Annotated in this window: 27 protein-coding genes; 13 read left to right on the top strand and 14 right to left on the bottom strand. The window is 71.2% G+C overall.

What is annotated here, in order from left to right; all coding sequences use genetic code 11:
• Positions 1 to 46: 46 nt before the first annotated feature.
• Both IF99_RS0104100 and IF99_RS0104095 read right to left on the bottom strand, forming a co-directional pair.
• Positions 47 to 238 carry an SDR family oxidoreductase gene (locus tag IF99_RS0104100; protein ID WP_030994929.1) on the bottom strand — a complete coding sequence of 64 codons (192 nt, stop codon included), beginning with the start codon at positions 236 to 238 and terminating at the stop codon, positions 47 to 49.
• Between the two features lie 34 nt (positions 239 to 272).
• A complete protein-coding gene (locus IF99_RS0104095) occupies positions 273 to 881 on the bottom strand; it encodes a TetR/AcrR family transcriptional regulator (RefSeq protein WP_030994928.1) in 609 nt (202 codons plus the stop codon).
• 69 nt (positions 882 to 950) lie between these two features.
• Between IF99_RS0104095 and IF99_RS0104090 the strand changes: the two genes are divergently transcribed.
• The 3 genes from IF99_RS0104090 (at position 951) to IF99_RS0104080 (ending at position 3,794) form a co-directional block, all read left to right on the top strand.
• Positions 951 to 1,991, top strand: coding sequence for a zinc-binding dehydrogenase (locus IF99_RS0104090; protein WP_234340578.1), 1,041 nt, complete (start codon positions 951 to 953; stop codon positions 1,989 to 1,991).
• A 20-nt stretch (positions 1,992 to 2,011) separates the two neighbouring features.
• The gene (locus IF99_RS0104085; RefSeq protein ID WP_030994926.1) at positions 2,012 to 2,614 is read left to right on the top strand and encodes an NADPH-dependent F420 reductase; all 603 of its coding nucleotides are present in this window, start codon (positions 2,012 to 2,014) and stop codon (positions 2,612 to 2,614) included.
• Positions 2,615 to 2,696: 82 nt separating this feature from the next.
• Entirely contained in the window at positions 2,697 to 3,794 is a 1,098-nt protein-coding gene (locus IF99_RS0104080; RefSeq protein ID WP_030994925.1) for an alkene reductase, read from the top strand.
• 215 nt (positions 3,795 to 4,009) lie between these two features.
• Here the strand turns inward: IF99_RS0104080 and IF99_RS0104075 are convergent, their stop codons facing one another.
• Both IF99_RS0104075 and IF99_RS0104070 read right to left on the bottom strand, forming a co-directional pair.
• A complete protein-coding gene (locus IF99_RS0104075) occupies positions 4,010 to 4,660 on the bottom strand; it encodes a TipAS antibiotic-recognition domain-containing protein (protein ID WP_051703357.1) in 651 nt (216 codons plus the stop codon).
• Positions 4,661 to 4,997: 337 nt separating this feature from the next.
• A complete protein-coding gene (locus tag IF99_RS0104070) occupies positions 4,998 to 5,912 on the bottom strand; it encodes a LysR family transcriptional regulator (RefSeq protein WP_051703356.1) in 915 nt (304 codons plus the stop codon).
• Positions 5,913 to 5,980: 68 nt separating this feature from the next.
• On the opposite strand from IF99_RS0104070, the gene IF99_RS0104065 reads away from it, so the two are divergent.
• A complete protein-coding gene (locus tag IF99_RS0104065; protein WP_078654982.1) occupies positions 5,981 to 6,979 on the top strand; it encodes a DMT family transporter in 999 nt (332 codons plus the stop codon).
• A 423-nt stretch (positions 6,980 to 7,402) separates the two neighbouring features.
• Here IF99_RS0104065 and IF99_RS0104060 read toward each other — a convergent pair whose 3' ends face one another.
• Positions 7,403 to 7,738: an EthD domain-containing protein gene (locus IF99_RS0104060; RefSeq protein WP_030994920.1), complete on the bottom strand. Its 336-nt coding sequence runs from the start codon at positions 7,736 to 7,738 to the stop codon at positions 7,403 to 7,405.
• A gap of 67 nt (positions 7,739 to 7,805) precedes the next feature.
• Here IF99_RS0104060 and IF99_RS0104055 point away from each other — a divergent pair, with 67 nt between their 5' ends.
• Complete coding sequence (locus tag IF99_RS0104055) at positions 7,806 to 8,180, top strand: MerR family transcriptional regulator (RefSeq protein WP_030994919.1); 375 nt, start codon at positions 7,806 to 7,808, stop codon at positions 8,178 to 8,180.
• 210 nt (positions 8,181 to 8,390) lie between these two features.
• On the opposite strand, the gene IF99_RS0104050 is transcribed toward IF99_RS0104055, so the two are convergent.
• Complete coding sequence (locus IF99_RS0104050) at positions 8,391 to 9,842, bottom strand: alpha/beta hydrolase (protein ID WP_030994918.1); 1,452 nt, start codon at positions 9,840 to 9,842, stop codon at positions 8,391 to 8,393.
• 612 nt (positions 9,843 to 10,454) lie between these two features.
• On the opposite strand from IF99_RS0104050, the gene IF99_RS0104045 reads away from it, so the two are divergent.
• From IF99_RS0104045 to IF99_RS33885, 3 genes are all read left to right on the top strand, one after another.
• Complete coding sequence (locus tag IF99_RS0104045; protein ID WP_030994917.1) at positions 10,455 to 11,642, top strand: histidine kinase; 1,188 nt, start codon at positions 10,455 to 10,457, stop codon at positions 11,640 to 11,642.
• Complete coding sequence (locus IF99_RS0104040) at positions 11,643 to 12,320, top strand: response regulator (protein ID WP_030994916.1); 678 nt, start codon at positions 11,643 to 11,645, stop codon at positions 12,318 to 12,320.
• A 140-nt stretch (positions 12,321 to 12,460) separates the two neighbouring features.
• Positions 12,461 to 12,601 (top strand): hypothetical protein, encoded by a 141-nt coding sequence (locus IF99_RS33885; protein WP_158716577.1) that lies wholly within the window; start codon positions 12,461 to 12,463, stop codon positions 12,599 to 12,601.
• Between the two features lie 278 nt (positions 12,602 to 12,879).
• On the opposite strand, the gene IF99_RS0104030 is transcribed toward IF99_RS33885, so the two are convergent.
• Positions 12,880 to 13,797: an NmrA/HSCARG family protein gene (locus tag IF99_RS0104030; RefSeq protein ID WP_030994915.1), complete on the bottom strand. Its 918-nt coding sequence runs from the start codon at positions 13,795 to 13,797 to the stop codon at positions 12,880 to 12,882.
• 212 nt (positions 13,798 to 14,009) lie between these two features.
• Here IF99_RS0104030 and IF99_RS0104025 point away from each other — a divergent pair, with 212 nt between their 5' ends.
• From IF99_RS0104025 to IF99_RS0104010, 4 genes are all read left to right on the top strand, one after another.
• Positions 14,010 to 14,372 carry a MerR family transcriptional regulator gene (locus IF99_RS0104025; RefSeq protein WP_030994914.1) on the top strand — a complete coding sequence of 121 codons (363 nt, stop codon included), beginning with the start codon at positions 14,010 to 14,012 and terminating at the stop codon, positions 14,370 to 14,372.
• Between the two features lie 343 nt (positions 14,373 to 14,715).
• Positions 14,716 to 15,426 (top strand): FadR/GntR family transcriptional regulator, encoded by a 711-nt coding sequence (locus tag IF99_RS0104020; protein WP_030994913.1) that lies wholly within the window; start codon positions 14,716 to 14,718, stop codon positions 15,424 to 15,426.
• A gap of 117 nt (positions 15,427 to 15,543) precedes the next feature.
• The gene (gene car / locus IF99_RS0104015; protein ID WP_078654980.1) at positions 15,544 to 19,068 is read left to right on the top strand and encodes a carboxylic acid reductase; all 3,525 of its coding nucleotides are present in this window, start codon (positions 15,544 to 15,546) and stop codon (positions 19,066 to 19,068) included.
• A 493-nt stretch (positions 19,069 to 19,561) separates the two neighbouring features.
• On the top strand, positions 19,562 to 20,251 hold the full coding sequence (locus tag IF99_RS0104010) for a flavin reductase family protein (RefSeq protein WP_030994911.1): 690 nt from the start codon (positions 19,562 to 19,564) through the stop codon (positions 20,249 to 20,251).
• Here the strand turns inward: IF99_RS0104010 and IF99_RS34650 are convergent.
• From IF99_RS34650 to IF99_RS0103990, 5 genes are all read right to left on the bottom strand, one after another.
• Positions 20,149 to 20,409 (bottom strand): hypothetical protein, encoded by a 261-nt coding sequence (locus IF99_RS34650; RefSeq protein WP_234340582.1) that lies wholly within the window; start codon positions 20,407 to 20,409, stop codon positions 20,149 to 20,151. The two genes, IF99_RS0104010 and IF99_RS34650, sit on opposite strands and share 103 nt — an antisense overlap.
• 519 nt (positions 20,410 to 20,928) lie before the next feature.
• Entirely contained in the window at positions 20,929 to 22,671 is a 1,743-nt protein-coding gene (locus IF99_RS0104000) for an endo-1,4-beta-xylanase (RefSeq protein WP_030994909.1), read from the bottom strand.
• A 149-nt stretch (positions 22,672 to 22,820) separates the two neighbouring features.
• Complete coding sequence (locus IF99_RS35685; RefSeq protein WP_356231758.1) at positions 22,821 to 23,099, bottom strand: alcohol dehydrogenase catalytic domain-containing protein; 279 nt, start codon at positions 23,097 to 23,099, stop codon at positions 22,821 to 22,823.
• Positions 23,100 to 23,248: 149 nt separating this feature from the next.
• Complete coding sequence (locus IF99_RS0103995) at positions 23,249 to 23,659, bottom strand: (4Fe-4S)-binding protein (RefSeq protein WP_030994908.1); 411 nt, start codon at positions 23,657 to 23,659, stop codon at positions 23,249 to 23,251.
• Between the two features lie 30 nt (positions 23,660 to 23,689).
• Positions 23,690 to 23,998 carry a GNAT family N-acetyltransferase gene (locus IF99_RS0103990; RefSeq protein ID WP_030994907.1) on the bottom strand — a complete coding sequence of 103 codons (309 nt, stop codon included), beginning with the start codon at positions 23,996 to 23,998 and terminating at the stop codon, positions 23,690 to 23,692.
• A gap of 307 nt (positions 23,999 to 24,305) precedes the next feature.
• On the opposite strand from IF99_RS0103990, the gene IF99_RS0103985 reads away from it, so the two are divergent.
• The gene (locus IF99_RS0103985) at positions 24,306 to 24,776 is read left to right on the top strand and encodes a MarR family winged helix-turn-helix transcriptional regulator (protein WP_030994906.1); all 471 of its coding nucleotides are present in this window, start codon (positions 24,306 to 24,308) and stop codon (positions 24,774 to 24,776) included.
• Between the two features lie 402 nt (positions 24,777 to 25,178).
• Here IF99_RS0103985 and IF99_RS0103980 read toward each other — a convergent pair whose 3' ends face one another.
• Both IF99_RS0103980 and IF99_RS0103975 read right to left on the bottom strand, forming a co-directional pair.
• Positions 25,179 to 25,541, bottom strand: coding sequence for a VOC family protein (locus tag IF99_RS0103980; protein ID WP_030994905.1), 363 nt, complete (start codon positions 25,539 to 25,541; stop codon positions 25,179 to 25,181).
• Between the two features lie 32 nt (positions 25,542 to 25,573).
• Positions 25,574 to 26,347 (bottom strand): oxidoreductase, encoded by a 774-nt coding sequence (locus IF99_RS0103975; RefSeq protein ID WP_030994904.1) that lies wholly within the window; start codon positions 26,345 to 26,347, stop codon positions 25,574 to 25,576.
• Between the last annotated feature and the right edge of the window lie 25 nt (positions 26,348 to 26,372).

Raw genomic sequence — 26,372 nt, 5'->3', positions numbered from 1 at the left:
CGGTCCCGCCGGGTAAGTCTGCGGACTTCGGCGTTGCCAGGGTGTGTCAGCTTCGCGGGCCGCCGGAGGCGGTGAGGCGCTCTCCGGTGACCCACGCGGCCTCGTCGGAGGCGAAGAAGACCGCCGCCCGCGCCAGATCCTTGGGCTGACCGATACGACCCAAGGGGGTGCGCCCGATCATGTCCGTCTCGGCTTCACTGCCGATGAAGCCGGCCGCGTGGATACCTTCCGTCTCCACACCGCCAGCTGAGAGCGGTCCCCGCGCGTGGGTGTCAGTCGAGGGCGTGGCTGCGACCGGCCCGCAGGATCTCGTCGGAGAGTTCGGGCTCGACGTGGCGTACGGCACGGGCGAGCGTCAGGGTGCCGATCATTTCGCTGAGCAGGCGCATCGCCCTGCGCCTGGCTTCGTCCGGTGTGAGTGCGCGCCCCTGTTCCTCGGCTTCGCGCAGGAACTCGGCGGCGAAGCCGGTGAGATAGCCCTCGACCCCCTCGGCGTACACGCGCTGCACGGCTTCGTGGTGCCGTCCGGCGTCGGTGGCCAAGGAGGCTGAAGGGCAGCCGCCGTCCGGGGCGTCGCGGTGTGCGGGGGACAGATATCCGTCCACGGCCCGTTTCAGCGGGGAGCCGCCCGCGTCCGGGCCCTCCTCGATCGTCTGGGACAGGCTTCCGAGAGACGCGGCGAAGGAGGCTTCGCAGGCCTCGACGACCAGGTCGTTCTTGGAAGCGAAGTGGTTGTAGAAGCCGCCGTGGGTGAGGCCCGCCTCCTTCATCAGCTCCGCGATGCCGACCCCGTCGATGCCTTGCAGACGGAACATGCGGCCCGCCGCGTCGAGGATGTTCTGCCGGTTGCGGGCCTTGTCCTCCCTGGTGATACGCGGCATCGCTGTCCTCTCACGCCGTCGCCGACTTGACTGTTTCGATGATGCTCGTCATCATACCAAGAAGTTTCGATGACACCCGTCATCAATAAATCGAACAGGAGCCTCATGCGCACCATCGCGCACGACCGCCATGGCGAGGCCGACGAGGTCCTGCACCTGAGAGAGCAGTCGCCCCCTCCCGCACCCGACGCGGCGCAGGTACGGGTGCGGGTGCTGTCCCGTCCCATCCACCCGGGCGACCTGGCGGGAGTAGAGGGCGGCCCGGACGCGCGGCGGCGGCTCGCCGGTCCGCGCGTCCCCGGCCTGGAGGGAATGGGCGTCGTCGATGCCCTCGGCGAGGGTGTGCGGCATCTGGGGCCGGGTCAGCGGGTCGCGTTCTTCCCGGTACCGGGCGCGTGGAGCGACGTACTCACGGCCCCTGCCGGTCTGGTGGTACCCGTACCGGAGCATGTCAGCGACGAGACCGCGGCCCTGATGCTGGTCAACCCGATCACCCTGCTCACTTTGCTGCGAGCGGTCGAGGAGGCCCAGCACGACCAGCCGGGGCCGGTCATCCAGACGGCCGCCGGTTCGTCCGTGGGGAAGCTGGTCGGCGCCGCGGCTGTCAAGCACGGCATCCCGCTGGTCAACCTGGTGCGCAGTGCCACCGGTGCGCGGACGCTGCGGCAGCGCTTCCCGGAACTGCCGGCCATTTCGACGGCCGACACGGATTGGCGGGCCCAAGTCCGCGAAGCGACCGGCGGCAGGCGCCCCCGGGTCGCGCTCGACGCGGTGGGCGGGTCCCTGTCCGGCGAGCTCGCCGGACTGCTCGACGACGGTGGCACGCTGATCACCTACGGCCGGCTCGGTTCCGGGAGCACGCCTCTGGAGTCGCTCCCACTGATGCGCCGGGCCCTGACCGTGCGAGGCGTGTCCATCGAACGGTGGATGACCCGCACGCCCGAGGAGCGGGCCGAGGACGTCGCCTTCGCCACCCGCCTGGCCGCGACCGCTCCGGACCTCTTCGAGGTCGCCGCGCGCTACGACCTCGCCGAGTTCCCCAAAGCCGTCGACCACGTCCGCCGTACCGGCAAGAGCGGAACGGTCCTGCTCACCAGTCCCCCCTCCTGATCCCCGCGAAAGGCACCCCCATGAGGATCGGCACGCTCGGCGCCGGAACCGTCGCCCAGGCCATCGCACGCCATGCCCTTGCCCACGGCCACGAGGTCGTCCTGAGCAACGGTCGCGGCCCCGCTTCCCTGGCCGGGCTCGTCGGCGCACTCGGACCGCTCGCCCGCGCCGGAACCCCTCGCCAGGCCGCGGCGGCGGAGCTCGTCGTCCTCGCCGTGGCCTGGCCCCAGATCCCGGAGGCGACAGCGGGCCTGCCACCCTTCGATGGCCGCGTCGTCATCGACACCACCAACCAGTTCGCCTCCCCTCCCCCGCACGCCCGGATCGCGGACCTGGGCGAGCTGACCGGCAGCGAGTACGTCGCCTCACTGCTGCCCGGGGCCCGCGTCGTCAAGGCGTTCAACACCCTGTACGGCCAGTACATCGCCGCCAACCCGCGCCACGAGGCCGGACGTCAAGTGCTGTTCCTCGCCGGGGACGACGCGGACGCCAAAGCGACCGTCGGGGATCTCACCGCGGCCTTCGGCTTCGCGCCCGTCGATCTCGGCTCCCTGCGCGAGGGCGGACGCCTTATGCAACTCGGCGGTCCGCTCTCCGGCCTCCACGCCCTCAAACAGGACTGAGGCAGAACAGGGCTGAGGCAGCGGCTCTCAGTTGTCCGTGCGCTCGTGTCCTTCATCCACCCTCCGTACAAGGAAGTCACTCATGCCCACCCAGCCCTTGCTGCAGCCCGTCCGCCTGGGAGCGCTGGAGCTGCCCAACAGCGTCGTCATGGCCCCCATGACGCGCGCCCGCGCCCACAATCCCGAGCTGGCCCCGACCGACTTGCAGGCGACCTACTACGCGCAGCGCGCCACCGCCGGGCTGATCGTCACCGAGGGGACCTGGGTCAGCCCCGACGCGATCGGGTTCATCAACGTCCCCGGCATCTACACCGACGCCCAGACCGCCGGCTGGACAAAGGTCACCGAGGCCGTCCACGAGGCGGGTGGACGGATCCTCTCCCAGCTGGGCCACGTCGGAGCGGCCTCCCACCCCGACCACTTCGGCGGACGCCTGCCGGCCGGCCCCTCGGCCATCAACCCCGGCGAGACGTCCTTCACCCCCTCCGGCCCGAAGGCCACCGTCACCCCGCGCGCGTACACCGGCGCGGAGATCGCCGCCACCATCGCCGACTACCGCCACGCGGCCGAGAACGCCCGCCGCGCCGGCTTCGACGGCGTCGAAATCCACGCCCAGGGACAGCACTTGATCCCGCAGTTCCTCAATCCCCGTCTCAACCGGCGTACCGACGACTACGGAGGCAGCAGCGAGAAGCGCGCCCGGCTCCTCAACGACATCCTCGACGCCGTCGGCGACGTGTGGGGCAGCGACCGCGTCGGCCTGAAGATGTCCCCGCTCTGGATCAGCGGAACCGCGTTCACCGCGGACGAGGAGACCCTCGCCGACTACGACCAGTTGTTCAAGAGGCTCAACGACTACAGCCTCGCCTATCTGCACCTCATGGGCGCCCCCGGCACCATCGAGGAACGCGCCGCCCTCTTCTCCCGCTACCGCGGCCACTATCACGGCAGCATCGTCGCCAACCTCGGCTTCACCCGGGCCCTTGGCAACGACATCCTCGGCCGGGGAATAGTCGACGCGGTCTCCTTCGGCGCTCCCTACATCGCCAATCCCGACCTGGTCGAGCGCTTCGCGCAGGGCCACCCGCTCGCCGACGGCGACCGGGAGACCTACTACGCCGGTCTCACCGAGGGCTACACCGACTACCCCAGGCATACGCGCGTCCTCCCCACCACGTGACCGGCCGGTCGAGACCCGGCGCGGCCGGAAAGACCGGCGGACTCGCGGAGAGCGAACACCACCCGGGCCATGGGGCGAGGCGGCGATCTCGGTGATCGGCCCCCTCCCCTCGATGACGAGTGAGGCCCCTTCAGACGGTGCCGCGAGGTAAGGCGGCGTGAGGAAGGGACTTGGGCATCTTCCGGTCCGGGGCGGCTGCCGCGGTACCGGCTGTGTCAGGCCGGGGGCCGCACGTGGAGGCGCAGGGCGTCGGCGGCGAACTGCGCGGCCTCCCGGCTGCCGAAGGCGTGGTGGAAGTCGGGGCTGGTCTGGTAGAGGTCGGCCACGCAGCGCACCATCGCGGCGGATCGCTCGGCATCGTCGGCGTGCGTGGGGGTGCCGGGGATCTCGGCGAACCAGGTCATGTGGACGGCGGCGTGCTCTTGAGCAACAGGTGATCCCGGGGTGTGTCCGGCTTCGTGAATCTCGGCCCACCGGGTGAGCAGGGCCTCGGCGTCGGCCTGCCAGTCGCGTTGCTGTCCGATGGACTTGGAATGCCACCACTGGTTCGACGCGTCGAAGGCTTCGCGGCCCCACCGTCGTACGACCTCGGCCTCGTAGCGGTCGTTGAAGCCTTCGAGCATCACGTCCATGCGGGGCTCGCGGCCTTCCGCTTCCAGACCCTCGCGCACCTGCTCCGTCGCGGAGTCCGGAGGGAAGCCGAAGTTCTGCCGGTGCACGGTGGCCATGTCCACGCCACCAGGGATGAAGTGGTACATCCCCGCCATGGGGGCCCACATGTCACGGAGGAGGTCGGCGCGATCGTCCGTATCCGCCGCCAGGACCCGGCTCATGCAGGAGGCGCTGTCGATGATGGAAATCGTCATGGCAAGCGACCGTAGACATTGCCGCTACGGCAAGGTCAACTTCTTCCGCGCCGGTCCGCGCTGTCGGGAGGGGGGTCAACGGGCAGGAGCCCCGTACGACCGCGGTCATGATGTCCGCGGCCGTCTTGGGGGTCTGGTGCGGCTTCCCCCACGTGACGGGCGCGCGGTGACCGCGAGAGGGACCGCTCGCGGATTCCCACGGTGACCGCGACGGGCCCGCTCGCGGATTCTCGCGGCCGTTCGCCGACCGGCGCGGTGCGGCCGCGACCGTCCAGCGGCAGGCGGCAGACGGCAGACGGCAGACGGCAGACGGCAGACGGCCCACCGTCCTCACCGCTCATCCACCAGAGGCCGCCGGGGCTTGATGGCCTGTGCGGTACAGGTCGATGGCGAGGGCGACGGCGGCGCGGGTGGCGGGGTGGGGGTCCTGGGGGCGCCAGATGAGGTGGACGGGGACGGGCTCCGCGTCGCGCAGAGGGCGGTAGGTGATGCCGGCGGGGCGGTACTGGGCCGCGGTGGCCTGGGGAGTGACGCCGACGCAGCGGCCGGAGGCGATGGCGGCGAGCCAGTCGTCGATGTCGTGGACGTACTCGGCGGCGGGCCGTTCCGGCTCGGGCCACAGGTTCAGGGTGGTGGTGCCCGTGCGGCGGTCGAGGGCGAGGGTGCGGGTGGCGACTTCGGCCAGGCGGATGCCGCGGCGACGGGCCCAGGGATCGTCGGAGGCGAGGGCGAGGCAGCGGTCCTCGTGGCCGACGAAGGCATGTGACCAGGGTGCGAGGTCGAGGGCGCTCCGGATGACCGCGAGGTCGCAGAGTCCCTCGGCGAGCCCCCCGGTGGAGGAGTTGTGCCGGACGAGTCTGAGCGCGACGTCGGGGTGGTCGTGCCGCCAGCGGCGCTGGAACGCGGTGGTGTGACGCCCGAAGGCCGACCAGGCGTGACCGATGTGCAGGCGGCGGTGGCCGGAGGCGGCTTCGGCGACGAGTTCCTCCGCGCCGGCCAGCAGCAGACGGGCGCGGGCGAGCACCTGCCCGCCCGCCTTGGTGGGCTCGACCGTGCGGCTGGTGCGGTGCAGCAGCCGCACCTCCAAGGTCTTCTCCAGGGCGAGCAAGGTGCGGGAGACCGCGGCCTGGGAGACGCCCAGTTCCAGGGCCGCGTCCGTGAAGCTGCCGGTGTCCACGATCGCGACCAGGCAGCGCAGATGCCTCAGCTCCAGCCCTGCGAGCCCCGTGCCGTCTCCTGGGTGTCTATCCATACGCTCAGCGTATCGCTGACAGTCAGGATGCATTTTGCGCATCCGGCGACCGGCCGCACGGTGAACGGATGCAGCCCTCACAGGATCTCGACCTCTACGCCGAGGAGTCGGGCCCCGCCGGTGCCCGGTCACGGACCGGCTCGCACGCGGTACGGCGCGGCTTCGCCTTCCTGGCCTTCGCCGGGATCGCCTGGGGAACGACGGGAGCGGCCGTGGAGGTCATCTACCGGACGAGCGACCTGGGGCCCATGGCCCTCTCGTTCTGGCGCTTCTCGGCCGGGGCGGTGCTGCTGCTGCCCGCCGTGGCGGTGGGCAGGTTCCGCAAGGCGCCGCGCGCGCCGCGGCCCGCCGGGCGGCGGATGCTGCTGCTGATCGGCACCGGAGTCGGGCTGGCTGTCTTCCAGACCGCCTACTTCGCCGCTGTGCGGCACACCGGGCTCGCGGTGGGCACCATTGTCACGCTCGGCACCGCACCCGTGTTCACGGCCGCCGGTGGGCGACTGTTCCTGGGCGAGCGCGTCGGCCGCGCCGGAGTACTGGCCGTCACGGGCGCGCTGGCCGGACTGACCGTGCTCGTGCTGGGCAACCAGCCCGGCGTCGTGCACCCCGCGGGCGTGGCGATGGCCCTGTTGTCCGCTGCCGGGTACACCGTCTCCAATCTGCTGGGCCGGTGGACCGGACGGCACGGGACCGGCGAGGACGCCTTCACGCTCACCCTCTGGTCCTTCGTGATCGGCGCGGCCGTGATGCTGCCGCCGGCCTTCCACGAGGGGCTTGTCCCGCAGGGCGGGAACCTCACCGAGGCGGCGCTGCTCATGCTGTACATCGCCGCCGTCACCACGGCACTCGCCTACCCGCTGTACTTCGCCGGGGTCGCCGTGCTCAGGGCCGCCACCGCGTCCGTCATGATGCTCCTGGAGCCGGTCAGCGCCGCCGCCCTGGCCGTGCTGTTCCTCGACGAACAGCTCACCGTGGCCACCGTCGTGGGCACGGTGATCCTGCTCGGGGCCATCGCCGCCCTCGCCCTCGCCGAGTCCCGGCCCCGGGCCGAACGCAGCGCGCCGTGAGGTGAAGGCCCCGGAGGGTCGGTCCTCGGCGGCGTCTTCATCGAGCCCTGGTGCCGTCCCGGCCGCCCGGCGTGCGGGACGCCCAGCGTCCCGGCCGCCCAGCGTGCGGGACCCGACGGCCGGGAGGCCCCGGGGGGAGAGGACGAGCCGCCCGCCGGTGCACGCGGTCCCCGTCCTGGCCCCGGGCAGGGCTTCAGGTCACGGCGCTGGAGCAGGGACGGCCGGTGACGTCCTCGTCACGGGTCTCCGCAACGCCGAGCCGCGCGGGTGGGGCGTTCCGTTCGGGACTTCTGCCCCTCGGCCCCCCGAGCTGATGCACCGGGGGCGCGCCATGTCTTCGACGGTGCGGTGGGCGCGGCCGGCAGCGTGCGGGCCGGGTCGGCGGCGGGAGTCGCGCTCGTATCCGCCCGTCGAACCGGTTCGTCAGATGACCTCCTTCTCCTCGGTGACCATCACCGCCACTGAGCCCATGTCGATGAAGCGGGCTTCGTCGGGGTTGACCAGTGTCCGGTAGTTGTCGGAGGCGAAGAAGGCGTCGTGATCCTCCCAGTCCTCGAACCAGATCTCCGTGAGGCCGTCGTAGGCCCGGGGCGGGTACTTCCCGGCGGGGACCGGATGCGACACGACGTACTTGCGCACGTAGCGCTCCGCCTCCGGGATGGAGGTGAACAGCGGCGCGTGACGATCCCGATGGTGCTCGACGAAACGCTCGTACGACATTCCCTCGGCGCGATTGATCATGAAGATGAGCTTCAGCATGGAGGTAACCTAAACGCTCACACCGATGTCAGGGGCAAGTAGGACAGACGCGGAGAAGGGGTCCACCATGCGGATCGGCGAATTGTCCGCCCGGACGGGAGCCAGCCGCCGGTCGCTGCGCTACTACGAGGAGCAGGGCCTGCTCATCAGCTCCCGCTCGCCCAGCGGCCAGCGGCTCTACGAGGAGGAGCACGTCCAGCGGGTGCGCCTGGTGCAAGCGTTCCTGGCGGCGGGCATGTCCAGCGGCACCCTCGTCGAGATGGTGCCGTGCATGACCGAGCCGAGCGAGGACAGGGCGCGGCAGGCGCTGGAGATCATGGCCCGCGAGCGGGCCCGGCTCTCCGAGGACATCGACGGCCTCACCGCCGCCAGAGACATGCTGGACCACCTCATCGAGGACAATCACACGTATCTGGCACGGTCGGCGGAGGGCGAGGTGTGAGGGGTGCCGCCGTGTGACGACATCCGAGCGGCAGCCCGCCGGTGATCGGGCCCGCGTCGCCTCCCGGCTTTTCGCCGCGTGTCCCCCGCGACGCGCTCTCGGCAGGGACGCCGCATCACACCCGCCCCTCCTCCGGCCCGAGCCCACCGCACGGCCCGACGCCCTCCGAAGAGGCCCCGGTTCCCGTTGTCCGCTCGGCTCCGGCTCCCGTTACTCGCTCGACTCCGCCGCGCAGGCGAGGTCCCGCGGCGGGCGCTGCCCCGTGGTCAGGAACGCCGTCACCGCGTCGTTCGCGCACGTGTTGGTGCCGAACGGATAGACGCCGTGCCCGCCCTGGTCGGCCGTCACCATGGTGGCCCGCTTCCCCAAGGCGTGCCGCAGCTTCCGGGCGCCGGCCAATGGTGTCCCCGGGTCGCGTTCGTTCTGCGCCATGAGCACGTTCGACGGGCCCCGGTCACCGATGCGCACCGGCGGTTCGGCCCGCTTGTGCGGCCAGAACGCGCACGGTCCGATGCTGGCCGTGGACCCGCCCAGCATCGGGTACCTCAGCCGGTCGACCGCGACGTCGCGCTGATAGTCCCGGACCTTCCTCGGCCAGCGGGTATCACCGCATATCACTGAAAAGCGGGAGGCCATGCTATTTTCCACGTTCCCCGACGAGGGCAGTTTGGGCAGAGGCTGGTCCTCCTCAAGAGCCTGCCAGGTGGCGGCGAGCAGGCGGAGGGTCGCATCGCTGTAGAGATATTCGAAGGTGAGCCCGCGGAACAGCGTCCCGTCGACGCCCTGGACCGGCTTCGCCTCCAACCGCTCGGCGAGGTCGTAGAACTTCGCGGTCACCTGCTCCGGAGTGGTGCCCAACCCGTACTCGGGATGCGCGGCAGCGAACGCCGCGAAGTCCGGGAACCGGTCCTCCATTCCCCGCGCGAACGACCGCATGGCCGTGACGTCGTAACCACCCGGCCCCAGGCTGCTGTCGAGCACGATCCGGTCGCCGCGCTCGGGGAACATCGTCGCGTACACCGCGCCGAGGTGGGTGCCGTACGAATGGCCGAGGTACGAGAGCTTCGGCTCGCCCAGCGCCACCCGGATCCGGTCCATGTCGCGCGCGGTGTTCGCGGTGGTGGTGTGCGGCAGCATCCACGCCGTCCGCGAGGTGGCGCACTGCTCGGCGACGGTCCGCGCGTAGCTCGCCTCCCGCGCGACGTCGGCCGAGGTGTGCGCGTACGGCGGAAAGTTGCCGCGTGCCTGCTGTTCCGGTGTCAGGTCGCAGGTCACCGGCGTGCTGCGGCCGACGCCGCGCGGGTCGAAGCCGATCACGTCGTAGGAGTCCAGCACCTTCTGGGGCAGCCCGGAGCCGGCGAGAAGGGCCGGGTAGTCGAGCCCCGCACCGCCCGGGCCGCCCGGGTTGGTCAGCAGCACCCCGCGACGCTGCGAGGGCTTCTCGCTCGCCAGTCGCGAGATCGCGATCTCGATTCGCCGACCGTCGGGATGCCGGTAGTCCAGGGGGACTTGGAGCGTCGAGCACTCAAGACGTGGCGAGGCGATGTCCTCCGGGCACGGGCCCCACCGCACGGTCTCCGGCGTCGTCGCCGACGACACTCCCGGGACCGCGGTCACCGCCGCCGCGGCGGCGGCAAGGGCGAGGGCGAGTGTTCTGCGCATGTGATGTCCTCCTGTAGGGGCGCGTGGGGACGCCGGGGCGACGGCTCGGTACACCGGCCGTCAGGTCCGGCCGTCCCGTGGAGGCCGGCGGACAGGGCCCGGCCGGGTGCCGGAGGGCGTCAGGTGCTTTCTCGGCAGCGGATTTCTCCGCAACCACCGGCCCGCCCGGCGTCCGGTTCCCGGTGGGTGTGTGTCCGGTGGGTGTGTGCCCGGCCGTCGAGCACCGTCGCGTCGAGGGCGGTGGACTCCGCGAGGAGTCATCCGGTCGGCAAAGCCGCCCGGGACCGAGTCGTCGATGCCCTGGGACGGCCCGAAGTCCCCGTGTCCCGTGTCCCGATGGAGGAGACCGCGGATCGCCGCTTGGGCGGTCAGGTCCATGATCACCCTCCCCACCGGTTCAAAGGCTCCGAAACCACCTCGCGCATCGCGCCTCTCCGTCCCGTGTCCGGGCGTCTCGGCACGGAAAGAGTCTGTCCGCGCGGCGCGGCCTCCGCATCGGTCCCACGGCTCGAAGGACCTTCGACCTCAGGCGAGACGGTCATCGACTTTGGTCCAAGGCGGATCGTCCTTCGGCCCTGGTCACCGGACACCCGGTCTCGCGATAATGGCCAGGTGGACACGGACGTCGCACCCTGGCGGGCATGGTGGCCGCATGCCTGGCGGCTGGCAGCAGCCGCGGCAGTGGGCATACCGGTCTGGCTCGCCACCGGTGTGCTGCTGAAGCGGCAGGCGGCCGAAACGGAGCCGTGGTTCCTGATCGGTGATCCGCTGGTGGCGCTCGGCTGCTTGACGGCGCTCGTGTGGCGACGGCGGTTCCCGCTCGCCGTCGGCATGACGGTCGCGATCGCGTCGACCGCGTCGGCACTCGCCACCGGCGCCATGCTCGTGGCGCTGGCTTCGGTCTCCACTCGTCGCCGTCCGGTGGAGATCGGGGTCGTCGGGCTGGCCTACGTGACCGCGTCACAGTGCGCCGTCGAGCTCCATCCGGTCCAGGGCGCGGGGCCGCCCAGCCCGTGGTGGGTCCAGTTCGCCCTCTCGGCGCTGACGGCGGGCATCGCGGCGGCCGTGGGCATGGCCGTGGGCGCGCGGCGTGCCGAAGTGCGGTCCCTGCGGGACCGGGCGGAGAGCGCGGAACGGGAACAGACCGCGCGAGCGGCGCAGGCCCGGGCCCTGGAGCGCAACCGGATCGCCCGCGAGATGCACGACGTGCTCGCACACCGGATCTCCCTGGTGGCCATGCAGGCCGGGGCGCTCGACCACCGCGGCGACCTCCCGGCGGAGGAGAACCGCATGCTGGTCCGCTCCATCGCCGACGGCTCCCATCAGGCCCTGGAGGAACTACGGGATGTGCTCGGTGTGCTCCGGGCCGGGCCCGCCCGCCCGGAGCCCCCTCAGCCCTCGCTCGACCGCGTTCCGGGCCTGGTGGCCGACGCCCGCGCCTCCGGGCTGGACGTCGCACTCACCACGAGCCTGACGGGGGAGCCGCCCGACGTCGTGGGGCGAACCTGCTACCGGATCGTCCAGGAAGGACTGACCAACGCCGCCAAACATGCGCCGGGCGCACACATACGCATCACCCTCGAAGGAACAGAAGGCGACAAGCTGGAGGTGGGTGTCCGCAACTCCGCTGGCCGCAGCGGAAACGTGCGCTCGCCGGTGTCGGGATTCGGCCTGCTCGGCCTCGGCGAGCGCGTCACCCTCGTGGGCGGAACGCTCGACCATCGCCCCACATCCGACGGTGGATACCTCCTCACCGCACGACTGCCCTGGCCGCACCGCACGCGCGAAAAGAGAACCTGAGTGGACGGTGAGCGGGAGCCGGTGCGCGTCGTCATCGTCGACGACGACCAGTTGGTGCGCGTGGTGCTGCGGCTGGTCGTCGATGGCGAACCGGACCTGACCGTGGTCGCGGAGGCCGCCGACGGGGACGCCGCGATCGCCGCGGTGGACGAGCACCGGCCGGACGTGGTGCTGATGGACGTGCGGATGCCCGGCCGTGACGGTCTCAGCGCGACCCGGGAGATCCTCACCCGCCGGGTGCCGCCCGGAGTGCTCATGCTGACCACGTTCGACTCCGACGCTCTGGTGCTGGGCGCGCTGGAGGCGGGAGCACTCGGGTTCGTCCTCAAAGACACCCCACCGCCGCGGATTCTCGACGCGGTGCGGACCGTCGCGGAGGGCAACCCCGTCCTGTCACCCGCTGCCACGGCACGTGTGATCGCCGCGGCCACCGGCCCACGGTCCTCCCACGCACACGACGCGACCCGCGAAGCAGCACGGAGACAACTGGCCGCGCTGACCGAACGAGAACTCGAAACCGCCCGGGCCATCGCGGACGGCCTGGGCAACCCGGAGATCGCCCGGCGGCTGCACATCAGCATCGCGACCGTCAAGGCACACACGGGCAGGCTGTTCGCCAAGCTGACGGTCGAGAACCGGGTACAGATCGCGCTCCTGGTCCGCGACGCGGAGCTGTGACGAGCCACCCAGGCCACGGAGTGAACCGTGAGCGGCGGTGCCGCGCACCCGCCGATACCTCCCGGTCCTGTGCGCCCGCCGAGTTCGAGTGACGAGGCGGCCGAGGAGCGGGATCATGACACGCGCCAACAGCCGGGCGCTTGGGTGCCTTTGAGGCGGGAGGCGTCCTCACTCCGGGCCCACGGGAAGCGATGGGCCTCTCCGGCTTCGACGCGTTCCGGGGCATCGTGGCTGTCGTCGAAAGCGAGGCGCACGAGCTGCCCCATGTCGCGGGCACGTGAACCGCCAACGCGTAGGCCGGTGCGGTCGCTCCCCGGAGGGATACCCCCATGGCGCACCACTCGCGCACCCGATCGGCCTCCTGGCCACCGGGTCCGGGGCGCCGCCGACGGCCGCTGGGCATCTGGTCCGGCTCCTCCGGGAGGTCCCGGCCGAGTGGACGCGGAACGCCGGCGAGGCCGTCGCGGCCAGCCGAGCAGCCCGGCAGACGGGCAGACGGGCAGACGGGCAGACGGCCACCGGCGGCCCGCGACGGCCCGGGCCGCCCGGGAAAGCCTCGTCAGCGCGGATCGATGGCCGTGTCGGAGGCGCGGAGCGCCTGATCGAGGAGGTTCGCGCCAGGGCCCGTCAGCCAGCGGTCGAAGCGCAGCAGGAACGGGAACTCCGCGCGCAGCGCGTCGAGGTCCGCGTGTCCCGCCAGCCTGCCGTCGTCCACGAGCGCTTCCAACCGGCCGATGACCTGGTCCTGTGCCGACGGCGTCGCCGGCAGGCGGCTGTAGCTGATCGGCCGGCCGGCGGCCTGGGTCAGATGCCCGGCCAGGTCGTCGCCGGTGAGGCTGTCACCGGCGATCTCCAGGGTGCGGCGGACGTAGCGCTCGGGTGAGCCGAAGACGGCGGCGACGACGCGACCGATATCGCGTACGGCGATGAACTGCATGGCCTGGTCGGGGCGCATCAGGAACGACAGGTGTCCCCGGTCGAGGCCCGTTCCGGGGGTCACGAGGAGTTCCATGAACGCGGCCGGCCGAATGATGGTGCTGGCGATGTCCAGGTCCCTGACACGGGCCTCGATACGGCTCTTGGTGTCGAGATGAGCGACGCCGGTTGGCGCACCCGCGGTGACGGCCGAACTGTAGACGAGGTGGGCGACCCCGCTGCGCTCGGCGATCTCCGCCACGGCCGCGCCGAAGCGGACCTCGTCCTCGTTGGTCAGGGTGGCCCCGGCCTGGCCCGCGTTGGGCTGGACACTGAAGACGCCATGGGCACCGGAGAAGGCCGCGCGGAGCGACTCCGCGTCGCCGAGGTCACCGCGCACGGTTTCCACGCCGACGGCGGAGAGGGACCGGGCCCGCTTACCGGAGGGGTCCCGCACGACCGCCCGCACTCCCCACCCTCCGGCCCGCAGCGCCGCGGCCACCGCTCCTCCCTGCTGCCCCGTAGCGCCCAGAACGACCACTGTTTTCCCGGTGAGGGTCACACCGACCACTCTGCGCTTTCGTCGATCACGACCGTGTGCCTGACGGACATTGCTGATCCTTCCCGAGGTCTTGCTGAGTCAGTTCGGAGACGTGCTGGTCACAGGCGTGCTCCGGACAATCGGACGAGAGGGTTCGTCCCGGTGTCCGTTACGCTAAAACCTGACGTCGGCGTCAGGTGCAAGCCGGAGTGGGGGCGGGTCAGGAGGTGGCGATGCGAATCGGCGAGGTCGCCGCGAAGGCGGGCGTAAGCGTCAGGGCGCTGCGCTACTACGAGCAGCAGGACCTGCTCCACTCCTCGCGGAACCCAGGGGGGCAGCGCCGGTACCCGGCCGAGGCCGTTGAACGGGTCAGGCTGCTTCAACAGCTCTACGCCATGGGCCTGGCCAGCAGCACCATTCGCAAGGTGCTGCCATTCGCTGACTCCGGTGGGGCGTCGCCGGAGCTTCTGGAACTGCTCGCGGCCGAGCGCGACCGCCTCGACCGGCGTCTGACGGACCTGCGGGATACGCGCGGGCGGCTGCACGACTGCCTCACCAAGGCGCATGATCAGGGCCGATCGGGCAGTTCATCCTGACGCGACAGACGGTGCTCGGCCAGAGTTAGCGGGCGACACGTCGGCGGTGCCAGGGCTGTCGGTGGTCCCGCCACCGGCTGCGGCCGCCGCCGCTCCGGGCAACTCCAGCCTGCGTCCCACCCGGCAGCAGGGACGATGCCGGGAGCCCGGGCGCCGAGCCGGGGCACGGCTCAGCGACGGTCCCCCGGCGTCGCAAGTCACACCACCGACGGCCGCGTTCACCCGCACCCGCACCCGCACCCGCACCCGCACCCGCACCCGCACCCGCACCCGCACCCGCACCCGGCGGGATCTTGGCCGAATGCCGATGTTCAAACGTCTGACGTTTGTCTATGCTGCTGTCATGAAACGCATCAGCGCACCGCGACGAACGGCCAGCCTGTCCGCGCAGCTCGTGGACAGCCTCCGCTCGCACATCGAGGCAGGGGGCTGGCCGGTGGGGACGCGGATCCCTCCGGAGCAAGTCCTCATCGAGGAGCTGGGGGTCGGGCGCAGCACGCTGCGGGAGGCGATCGGCGCACTGGTGCATCTGGGGCTGCTGGAGCCCCGCGCCGGGGACGGCACCTACGTCCGCTCCTCCAGTGAGCTCCAGTCGGTCATGGTGCGGCGGGCGAGCGCCGCGCAGCGGGACAACGTGCTGGAACTGCGGACCGTCCTGGAGGAGTACGCCTCCGGGGCCGCGGCCCTGCGCCGCAGCGAGGAGGAGCTGCGGCGGATGCGGGAGCTGCTGGCGGACGCCGACGCGGCCTGCGCCGGTGCCGACGCGTCCGCGGCCACGAGTGTGGACGCGCTGTTCCACCGTGCCGTGGTCCGCGCGAGCGGGAACGACCTGCTGGTCGAGGTGTACGACTACCTCGGCACGGCACTCACCTCGTCCCTGGGCGGCCTGTCCTGGAACGCCGTCCAGGCGGAGGAGCACGCCAGGCTGCACCGGCGGCTCGTCGACGCCATCGAGGCCCGGGACGCGGACAACGCCCGCGACGCGGCGGCCGCGATCGTCCGGCTCACCCGCGACCACGACCCCGACGCGCCGGGAGCGGCGGAGGAACGGTGACACCCGCGGCGGGCTTCGACGCCCTCTGCCCAGCCATCAGCCGCGCCACGCGACACCCCTTCCCGAACGGCAGCTCCCGGAACCGAACCACTCCCCCGGACGCCAAGGAGACCACCCATGGCCCACAGCTCCCTCCGCACCGACGAGCTCGACGCACTGTCCGACCGGCGCGGCGCCCACTTGTACGCGACCGACGCGCAGTTCCGTGACACCGCGCCGCTGGACGACGTCACCAAGGAGTTACGACGACCGGGACTGCCGCTCGCAGCCCTGATGGCCACGGTTCTGGAGGGGTATGCGGACCGCCCCGCCCTGGGCGAGCGCGCCACGGAGCCGGTCACCGACCCGGAGACGGGCCGCACCGCGCTGCGTCTCCTGGAGCGGTTCGACACTCTCACCTACGGCGAACTCCGGAAACGCGTGGACGCCGTGGCCTCCGAGTGGCGGCACCACCCCGAACACGCCGTGGAAGAGGGCGGCTTCGTCGCCGTCCTGGGCCGCCCGAGCGCCGAGTACACCGTGGTGGACCTGGCCTGTGTCCGCTCCGGCGCGGTGTCCGTCCCCCTTCAGGCGGGTGCCTCGGCGGACTATCTGGCCCCCATCGTCGAGCAGAGCGCACCGGGCCTGCTCGCGGTGGACGTGGACCACCTGGAGGTCGCGGTCGAGGTCGCGGCGAACGCTGCCTCGCTGGGCAGGATCATCGTCCTCGGCCACCACCCCGAGGCCACCGCCCATCAGGAGGCGCTGGACTCGGCGCGCGCCCGGCTCGCGGCCCAGGGCCGTGGCGCGACGCTGGACACGCTGGCGTCGGTCGTCGAGCGGGGCGCGGCGCTGCCGCCGCTGCCCCGGGTGCCCGAGGGGTCGGCGCCCGATACGCTCAGCGCGCTGATCTACACCTCCGGCACCACCGGCAGCCCCAAGGGCGCCATGTACACCGAACGCCTGGTCCGGCAGTTCTGGATCGACTTCGTACCCGGCCAGGGAGTCCGGCCCTCGATCGTCCTGAACTACCTGCCGCAGAGCCATGTGATGGGCCGGGGCGTGCTGTTCGGCACGCTCGCCAGGGGCGGCCTCGCCTGCTTCGCGGCCTCCAGGGACCTGTCGACGCTCCTTGAGGACCTCTCCCTGGTCCGCCCCACCGAGCTCGTCATGGTCCCCCGCATCTCCGACATGCTCTTCCACCACTACCGGGCGGAGCTGACCCGCCGGACCGGGACGGGCGGCGACGCGGCCGAGCCGGCGGAGCGGGTCAAGGAGGAGTTGCGGGAGAACGTCATGGGCGGTCGCCTCCTGTGGGCCCTCAGCGGCTCGGCCCCGCCCAGCGCCGAGACGGCCGCGTTCATCCAGGACTGTTTCCAGGTCAGGCTGCTCGACGGCTACGGCTCGACGGAAGGCGGCATCATCACCCTCGACGGCCGGCTGCTCTGCCCGCCGGTGACCGGCCACAAGCTGGCCGACGTCCCCGAACTGGGGTACTTCGCCACCGACTCGCCACACCCCAGGGGCGAGTTGCTGATCAGGTCCGAGAGGCTCGTGCCCGGGTACTTCCGGCGCCCGGACGCCACCTACGAGGTCTTCGACGAGGACGGCTTCTACCGCACGGGCGACATCATGGCCCGCGTCGGCCCCGACCGGCTGCGTCACATCGACCGCCGATCCCACGTCCTCAAGCTGTCGCAGGGCGAGTTCGTCACCGTCTCCCGCCTGGAGGCGCTCTTCGGCGACAGCCCGGCCGTCCGGCAGATCTTCCTGTACGGCAACAGCGCCCGCGCCTACCTGCTCGCTGTCGTCGTGCCGACGCGGGACGCCCTGGACCGCGCCGGCGGGGACACCGAACGCCTCAGGTCGATCCTTCGGAATTCCCTGCGGGAGATCGCCACCGAGGCGGGGCTGAACTCCTACGAGGTGCCGCGGGACCTCCTCGTCGAGACCGAGCCGTTCACGCAGGAGAACGGCTTGCTCTCCGGGGTGCGCAAGCCGCTGCGGAAGGCCCTCACGCAGCGATACGGCGACCGCCTCGAAGCGCTGTACACCGCGTTGTCCGAACGTGAGGCCGACGAACTGCGGGCACTGCGCCAGTCCGACGCCGACCGGCCGGTGACGGAGACCGTTCTCCGTGCCGCGCGGGCGCTCCTCGGACAGCAGGACGGTGCCGTGGAGCCCGGCACCCGGTTCCTCGAACTCGGCGGCGACAGTCTCACGGCATTGTCGTTCTCCCAGTTGCTCAAGGAGATCTTCCACGTCGACATCCCCGTCGACGTGGTCATCAACCCGGTCAACACGCTCGGGCACGTGGCCGGTCACATCGAGCGGGCGCTCGCCTCGGAGCACCGCCGCCCCACCGCCGCCGCCGTCCACGGCCCCGGCGCGACGCGACTGCACGCGGCCCACCTGAAACTGGACGCCTTCCTCGGCACGCGGACCGCCGGGCAGGCCGAGAGGCCGACAGGTCCGCTGCCCGAGGCCCGGACGGTGCTGCTGACCGGCGCCAACGGCTACCTGGGCCGTTTCCTGTGCCTCGAATGGCTGGAGCGCCTGGCGGAGCGGGACGGCACGCTGGTGTGCGTGGTCCGCGGTTCCTCCGCCGAGGCGGCGCGGGCACGGCTCGACGCGGCCTTCGACAGCGGCGATCCGGCGCTCGTGGAGCGCTACCGCAAGGCCGCGGCCCGGCATCTCCAGGTGCTCGCAGGCGACATGGGGGAACCGCGCCTCGGGCTGGACGAGGAGACGTGGCAGCGGCTCGCCCGCACCGTGGACCTGATCGTCCACCCGGCCGCGCTGGTCAACCACGTCCTCCCCTACGAGCAGCTCTTCGGCCCCAACGTGCTGGGAACCGCCGAGCTGATCAGGCTCGCGGTCACCTCCCGCGTCAAGCAGTTCACCTACCTGTCGACGGTCGCCGTGGTCTTCGGGAACGACGCGACGGCAGAGGAGTCGGCGGACATCCGCACCGCCTGCGCGACACGCGACCTCGACGGTGACTACGCCGACGGCTACGCGGCCAGCAAATGGGCCGGTGAGGTGCTGCTGCGCGAGGCGCACGAGGCGTTCGGCCTGCCGGTAGCCGTCTTCCGCTCGAACCTGATCCTCGCCCACCCCGACTACCGGGGCCAGCTCAACGTCCCGGACGTCTTCACCCGCCTCCTGCTGAGCCTGCTGGCGACGGGTATCGCACCCGGCAGCTTCTACGCCGGGGGCTCCGGCGGCGGGCACTACGACGCGCTCCCCGTGGACTTCACCGCGCGGGCCGTCACCGCGCTCGGAGACCAAGCGCGAGAGGGCCACCGGACCTACAACGTGGTCAACCCGAACGAGGACTCCATCTCCCTCGACACCTTCGTCGACTGGCTGACGGCGGCCGGACACCCCTTGTCCCGCGTCCAGGACTACGCCGAGTGGCTCGACCGCTTCGAGACCGCCCTGCGGGGCCTCCCCGACCGCCAGCGGCAGCACTCGCTGCTCCCCCTGCTGCACGCCTTCGCCGAACCGGCACGGCCGCTCCCCGGCTCCGCCCTGCCCGCGGACCGCTTCCGCGCGGCGGTACGGGCCGCAGCCCTCGACGAGGAGAAGGACATTCCCAGCCTGCCACCGGAGCTGATCACCAAGTACGTGGCCGATCTCCGGGCGCACGGCTTGCTGTGACCCACCGGGGAACGCCGCGGGGCTCGTCGCCACAGACGGCCCCGCGGCGACCCGCCGGAGCAGCCGCGTGGGCGCGGCCGAGGAGCACGGGCCGAGGCGCGGAGCACGGGCCGGGGCGGGCCCCTCCCCCACCACGTGGCCGGGCCTGCGGGCCGGGGGGGGTGCGAACGTGGGGCAGCCGCCTGTCGACGACCGGACGCATAGCGGTGGCGTCCCTGCCGTTCCCCGGCCAGCAAGTTTCCACGGACGAGCACGGACAAGTGCTCAGTCACCATCGAGGGCGCCACCACCGTATGACGTGCCCATTCCGTGGCCGTCCCCGCACGATCGTCGAGACGGGCCAGGCAAACACCCACGCGCATACGGCCGCTCAGAAGCTCCGCCACGGTGGCCAGGTCAGGACCGGCGACATGCGCACTCCGCATGTCCATGTCGTCCGTCGCGCACGACACTTCGGCCCCGGACGAAACAACCGGACCCTAGCCTGCTCACCATGAACACGGCACCTCCCAGCCCCCTGCCCGCACCGACAGTCGCCACGCACGTGGAGATCGAGCCGAGCATCCTGTACTTCGGGACGCCGGTGGTCCTCCTGTCGACGGAGAATCAGGACGGCTCGTTCAACGTCGCCCCGATATCCTCCGCTTGGGCCCTCGGGTGGACGGTTGTGCTGGGACTGGGCCGTGACGGGCAGACCGCGAACAACCTCGGCAGTCGGCCCGACCTGGTCATCAGCCTGCCGGCCCCCGCCCAGTGGTCGGCCGTGGAACGGTTGGCCCCGCTGACCGGCCGGAATCCAGTGCCCTCCAGCAAGCCCGAGGGCTGCCGCTTCGAGCCGGACAAGTTCGCGGCGGCCGGCCTGACCAGCGAGCCGTCCCACCTGGTCCGGCCGCCCCGCGTCGCCGGATGCCCGATCCAGCTGGAGGCCCGCGCCGAGCGGGTGCGGCCGGATGCCTCCGGGGACTTCGTCATCGTCGAGGCCGTCGTGTGCAAGGTGCACGCCGACTCTCGCATCGTCGTTCCGGGCACCGACCACATCGACCCCGCCGCCTGGAGCCCCCTCATTTACAACTTCCGCCACTACTTCGGACTCGGCCCGGAACTCGGCCACTCCCACCGCACCCAGACACCCCGCCCCTTCGAGGGGCCGCGTGGCGTCTCTTCACCTTCCATTAGCGGCTGAATGCACCGGCTGCCGTGCCTGGTTCCGGAGCTGTGCCGGTGATGAGCCGACGACGCGAACGCGGTGCTGAACGCGCTCTCGGACTGGTAGCCCGTGGCCCGTGCGAGTTCGGAGATCGGCAGGGAGTCGCGGGTGAGGGCGTCGCGCGCCAGGCTCATGCGCCATTGGATCAGGTATTCCAACGGGTGGACCCCGACGTGGCTCTTGAAGGCGGGGCGAACGCGGAACGCGACATGTGGCGGATCTCGGCGCGCTCCTTGAGGCTTCAGGAGTGGGCCACGTCCGCGTGCATGGCACGCAGGGCGGCACCGATGCCGTCCTCGTCGAGGGCGCCGAGCCGGCCGGTGGGCCGGTCCGTCTGCGCGGCGTGGGGCGGCGCACTTCGGCGGCGTCGCGGTCCGGGGCGAGCTGGTACACAATGCCGGACAACTGATCCGGCCAGGCCGTTTCTTTCGGGGCATCTGTCCGCCCAGACGAAGAGGGCGGCGCCGTGGATGTCCGGCGCGGTAGGTGGTGGCGTTCTTGTCGTACTGGATGACCAGGCCACGTCCTGCTCACGCTCGTCGACGCGCCGCAAGACGGTGTCGCGCTGCTTGCGGGCGCCCGGTCGATGGCTGGGAGGCAGTCACCGTCTCGTCCTCGCTCGACACCGAACCGAGAGTCCGCGCCTTGCTTCCTCACTCCTCGTCGAAGACGTCGAGCATGCGCTCGTACGCCGGCTTCGGCCGCAGGGCCGCGTCCCACGGCAGGGAATCGGCCGTGCGCGGAGGATAGATCTTGGTGTCGGCGGTGGAACCGTACCGGTCGGTGAACCCCCATGTGGAGAACGAGGTGCAGTTCGGCTCCTCCAAGCAGACCCGCAGCTTGCCCGCCATCTCATCAGCCTGTGTCTGCCGCCCGTCCTCCTCGTCCTCACCTATGGGGACGTCCATCTCCGACACTCGCGCCTGAATCCCGAGTTCCGCCAGATCCCGCACATGGCCGCGGAAGGTCTCCGGGTCGGTGCGGTCGCCGGGTGCGTACTCATGGTTCTGGAAACCCACGCCGTCGATCGGTACGCCGCGTTCCTTGAGCCGTTCGACCAGAGCGTAAAGGGCGTCCCACCGCTCGCCTTCCTCCTCGACCCCGTACTCGTTGAGGAACAGCCGTGCCTTCGGATCGGCCCGGTGGGCGGCCCTGAACGCCTCGTCGATGTACTCCTCGCCCATGGCCTCGAACCACGGGCTCTGCTCGGAGCGCAGACCGAGATCCCCATTGGTGTAGCTGTCCTCGTCGTCGGACATGGGCTCGTTGACCACATCCCATTCCGCGACCCTTCCCTTGAAGTGCCCGGCCACCGTCGCGATGTGCCGGAGCATGGTCCGGCGCACCTCCTCGGGGTCGTCGTCCTCCCGCATCCAGACGGGCAGCGCCTCGTGCCAGACAAGGGTGTGCGCGTGCACCTTCATGTCGTTCGCGCGGGCGAAACGTACGAGGAGATCCGCGTCGTGGAAGTCGTAGACACCCCGGCGTGGGTGCAGGAACTGGGGCTTGAACGCGTTCTCCGGAGTGAGCATGGAGAACTGGCTTCCCGCGAGCGCCCGGTAGCGTGAGTCGGTGAGCAGCGGGTTCTCGGCCAGGGCGGCGCCGACGTCGAACGGCCGCCTCACGTGTGCGGCCCGCGCACGCAGCGAGTCGTCGGACTGCTCCTGGCGTAGCTGCGGCGCCTTGATCACGCGGAGCGAGTCACCGCTCTCCGCCCGCGCGGTCAGCCGCGTCAGACGCCATCCCTCGCGGCGCTCGTCTTCGCCCGCGTCCGCCTCCAGACCGAACCAGACAGTGCCCTCGGCGAACACCCCCGGGTCCCGGACGGTTCCCAGCCGCCGCCCGTCGGCTTTCACGCGGAAGGTGTCACCGATGCTCGACACGGCGAGCGTCACCGTCCCGGAGCAGCCGCAGTCGAAATCCTTGGTGGTGGCGGGCTCATCGCCCTCGCCGTCCCACACCTCTGCCTTCACGTGCCCTTCAGCGGTCACGCCGACGCGGAGTGACGGCCGCTCCTGCCGCCACTCGTCGTAGATGACCGGTACACGTCCGTACAGCCGCAGCCATGAGTCGCCGTCGTCGTCGCCCACACCGGACATGCGCGCGGTGACGGTGAAGTCGCCATCGGACCTCAGATGCGGGCCGGCCAGGTTCAGTGGGGGGTTGGGCCGGCCGCCGGAGGAGTCCTGCTCCACGATGCGCCGGTCCAATGCGCTGACCCGCAGGATGTCGTTCCGCTCGGTGGTGCCAGGCATCTGCGTCCAGTCCTGGTTCCGCAGCAGGTCTTCGTCGTTTCCGCCGCCCGCGCCTTCGCCCTGCCCCGTACACCCGGCCGCGACCGCCATGACGAGCACCACTGCCGCCAGTCGCCGCCACGACCCCCCACCACGGCCCATGACCCCTCCCGCTTCCCTGTCCGAGACGAGATCAACGTCCCGAAACCGGGCCACAGTTCATCACACGTGGGCACGGCAGCCTCGTGTGGCAGGTCCCAGCTCGTGTGGCGGAGCGGGCCCGGATCGTTGCGGCCCGCGCGGAAGGCGCATCAAACGCGCACGTGCCTACGGACTTCGGGATGCCCCCGGAGACGGTACGCACGTACGCTCACCGTTCGTTGACGGGCGGATGGTGGTGAGGGAGGCAGCCAGCACCTCGTCCCACCGACGCTGAAGTAGGTCACGTCCTCGCCGACCTGGTCGACCACGTCCGCCACGTCGGAGCCGAGACCGGCCGGGAAGCCGACAGGCGTCACCTGGCGCATGGAGCCGTTCAGGATTGTCCAGTCGAGCGGGTTGACGCTCGCGGAGCGGACCGCGAGCCGCACCCGCCCGGGGCCCGCCGCGAGCGGCGGAACATCGACGACACGCAGCACATCGGGGGTGCCCTACTCGGAGAACCGCACCGTGAGGGACATCCGCTCAACTCCAGCGTCGTAGGTGTCTCACCTGGGGGGAAGCGGGGGCGCCCGCCCCGTCATCGGCCGCAGGGCCCCGCATGGTCGCAGTACGGCTGGAGGCGGCTCTCTCCGCAGCCGCACAGGACTGCCCTGGTCTCGGCGCGCGCGCCTTCCGGTGTCTCCACACTCAGCTCACCGCGTACGGTCAACTGCCCGGTGGCGCCGCGGGTGATCGTGGTGGGCCGCGCGGGGACTTCCGTCCCGCCCTCCACCAGTTCGTACTGGAGCGCACCCGAGGGGCAGAGCCGCACCACCTCCGCCAGGCGCTCGGCCGTAGCCTTCTCCGGCTGGATCCACGGTCGCTTCGCCACGTCGAAGACCTCTGGCAGGCCACGGACGCACTCGGCGGCGTGCAGACAGCGCCTGGCCTCGAAGGTCACCGTGATCGAGTCCGTCCGGTATGCCTTCCGCCCGGATTCGTCGCTCATGCCCGCCTCCCTCACTGCCGTGCTCGGCATTCAGTCGCTGACCTTGCTGCGGGACTGGTACAGCAGGTCCTGGTACTCGGGGTGCCGGCTGATCCAGCCCGCGAAGAAGGGGCAGGTGGCCAGTACCCGCAGCTTCGAGGCGCGTGCCTCGTCGAGGGCGGTGCGGGCCAGCGCGGACCCCACTCCCCTGCCCTCGTACTCCGGCCCCACCTCGGTGTGCACGAACGCGACGAGTTCCGCGGTGCGGATGTACTCCGCGACGCCCGCCACCTCGGACTCTCCGTCGACACGGGCCTCGTAGCGCTTCGCCCCGGGCACGTCGCTCACTTCGACCGCCATGTGTCCTCCTCTGAGAAGCCTGATCCCGCCTGGTGTCCGATCCCGCTCGACGCGGCGGAATCCCGTCACTCGGACCTCACCCTAGCCGCACAGAGTTGACGCATCAACTTAACCCGTCACGAAGCTCCCCATCCGCCCGACGAGCGCCGGATCGGCACGCCCCGGCCCGCACATCGGCACCGGGGGCCGCCGAAGCGCCACGGCCGCGTCACGGCCACGACAGAAACCCCTCCACTGACGGACGCCCCGCCACCGCCACCGCCACCATGAGTAGATGAACTGTCAACCATTTCGCTAGACTGACCCCATGGACGCACCACCACCACGCTGGCTCGACTCGGAGCAGAAAGCCGCCTGGGACAGCTTCATCCGTATGCAGGAGACACTCATCGGACGACTGTCCCGGCACATCCAGGCCGACTCCGGCATGTCAGCCTCCGACTACATCGTGCTCGTCAGCCTCACGGAAGCGAGCGACGGACGGCTGCGCTTCTCGGACCTGGTCGCACGCGTGGAGTGGGAGAAGAGCCGCGTGTCCCACCAGGTCACGCGAATGGCGAAACGCGGGCTCGTGGCCAAGGAGGAATGCCCCGACGACGGACGCGGAGCGTTCATCGTCGCCACCCCGGCCGGCCACAAGGCGATCGAAGAGGCCGCACCCCAGCACGTCGAGCACGTCCGCCGCCTCTTCATCGACGCCCTGACCCCCCACCAGCTCAAGACGCTCGGCCGTCTCTCCCAGCGCGTCCTCGACCACGTGGAGAAACAGCCGGACTGACCCGGGGGGGGCCGGCCGCCTCCGCCGCTCCGGAGAGAGCCTCGGATCAACAAACGTCGCGGCGGACACAGGCTGGAGCGACAGGCGCGGCGCGACACCGGCGCCCCGCAAGCCGCCTCACCATCCTCGGGTTGCTCGCCGGTGTGGACCAGTTCCTTGAAGTCTGGCCCGCCCCGTTCGCGCGCGGCTCCGAAGGGCAAGGCCGGTGGGCGCACTACCGGCAGAGCCTTGCCGCGGTTGGTTCTCCCCGGCAAGGCGATCGGTGGCCGTTCGTCGCCCACCTCGCTCACGCACCGCTCCCGGCCCTTCGGGCTCCGCACAGCACGTGACATCGAGGGCAAGCCCCGGTCACGCGCTGCTCCACCGTCAGCAGGTTGGCGCGGCGAGGAGACACATGTCGCTCTACAGGGTGCGCAGGCAGAACGGGTGTCCGGCCGGGCTGGCATAGACGCGGCTGCCGGTCTTGTCGGTGGCGTCGGTGGTGGGCCGCAGGCGGACGGCACCGGCGCTGGTGGCGGCGCGATCCGCGTCCGCGAGGTCTGCTACGGCGAAGTCCAGGTGTATCTGCTGGGACCCGCCGTCCGGCCAGTCCGGGGCGGCCTGGCCGGGCGCTGACTGAACGACGAGGACGGGCAACCCCGGGGCCTGGACGAAATGGTGGGTCGGCGAACGGTGAATCGTGCCGCCGAGCAACTGGTGCCAGAAGGCGCTCTCGGGCTCGATGTCGGCGGCGTCGATGATCACTGAACTCAGCGTGAAGGGCATCGCGATGGTCCTGTTCGTCGTACAGGTGGTGGTCAGACGGTCGGGATGATGCCTCCGTCGACGCGGAACTGCGATCCCGTGAGCCACTTGGCGCGGCCGGAGGCGAGGAACGCGATCAGTTCGGCAACGTCCTCGGGGGCGCCGGGGCGGCCCATGGGCGGCTTCAAGTGGTCCACAAGCTGCTGTGTGGCCTGCCGCACGCTCACACCTTGCTGGTCGGCCATGTGTCGCAGGTGGGCGGCGGAGCCCTCCGTGAGGACGAATCCGGGAAGGACACAGACGACGCGCACCCCCTGCGGGCCGACTTCGGTGGCCAGTTCGCGACTGTAGGTGTTGAGCGCGGCCTTGGCCGCGGCGTAGGACACCTCGGAGCGCTGGGGCAATTGGCTGGCGATCGAGGAGACGTGTACGACGACGCCGGAGCCCCTCTCGACCATCCCGGGGACCAGGGCCCGGTCCAGCCGTACGGCGCTGAGGAGGTTCATCTCCAGGTCCGCCATCCAGGAGGCGTCCGACCGGCTCAGGGTCGGCGCCGGGGCGGTCGCGGCGCCGGCGTTGTTCACGAGCACGTCCACTCCGCCGACCGCGTCGACAACACGGCGGCCGAGTTCGGCCACCCCGTCGAGCGAGGACAGATCCGCGGCGATGAACGTAGCTCCGCTGCCCTCCTCGGGCTGGCTGCGGGACGCGGACAGCACGGTCGCCCCCGCGGCGACGAAACGCCGTACGGTCGCCTCACCCAGCCCCCGGCTACCGCCTGTGACCAGCACGCGCAAGCCCTGAAGACCCTCGTCGATGTTCGGCATGGAAGACTCCCTCTTAAGATGAACC

This window comes from Streptomyces sp. NRRL F-5630 (assembly GCF_000719475.1).
Taxonomy (GTDB): Bacteria; Actinomycetota; Actinomycetes; order Streptomycetales; family Streptomycetaceae; genus Streptomyces.
Note: the sequence above shows the minus strand (reverse complement) of the source record. Positions and strands in the feature narration are given on the sequence as shown.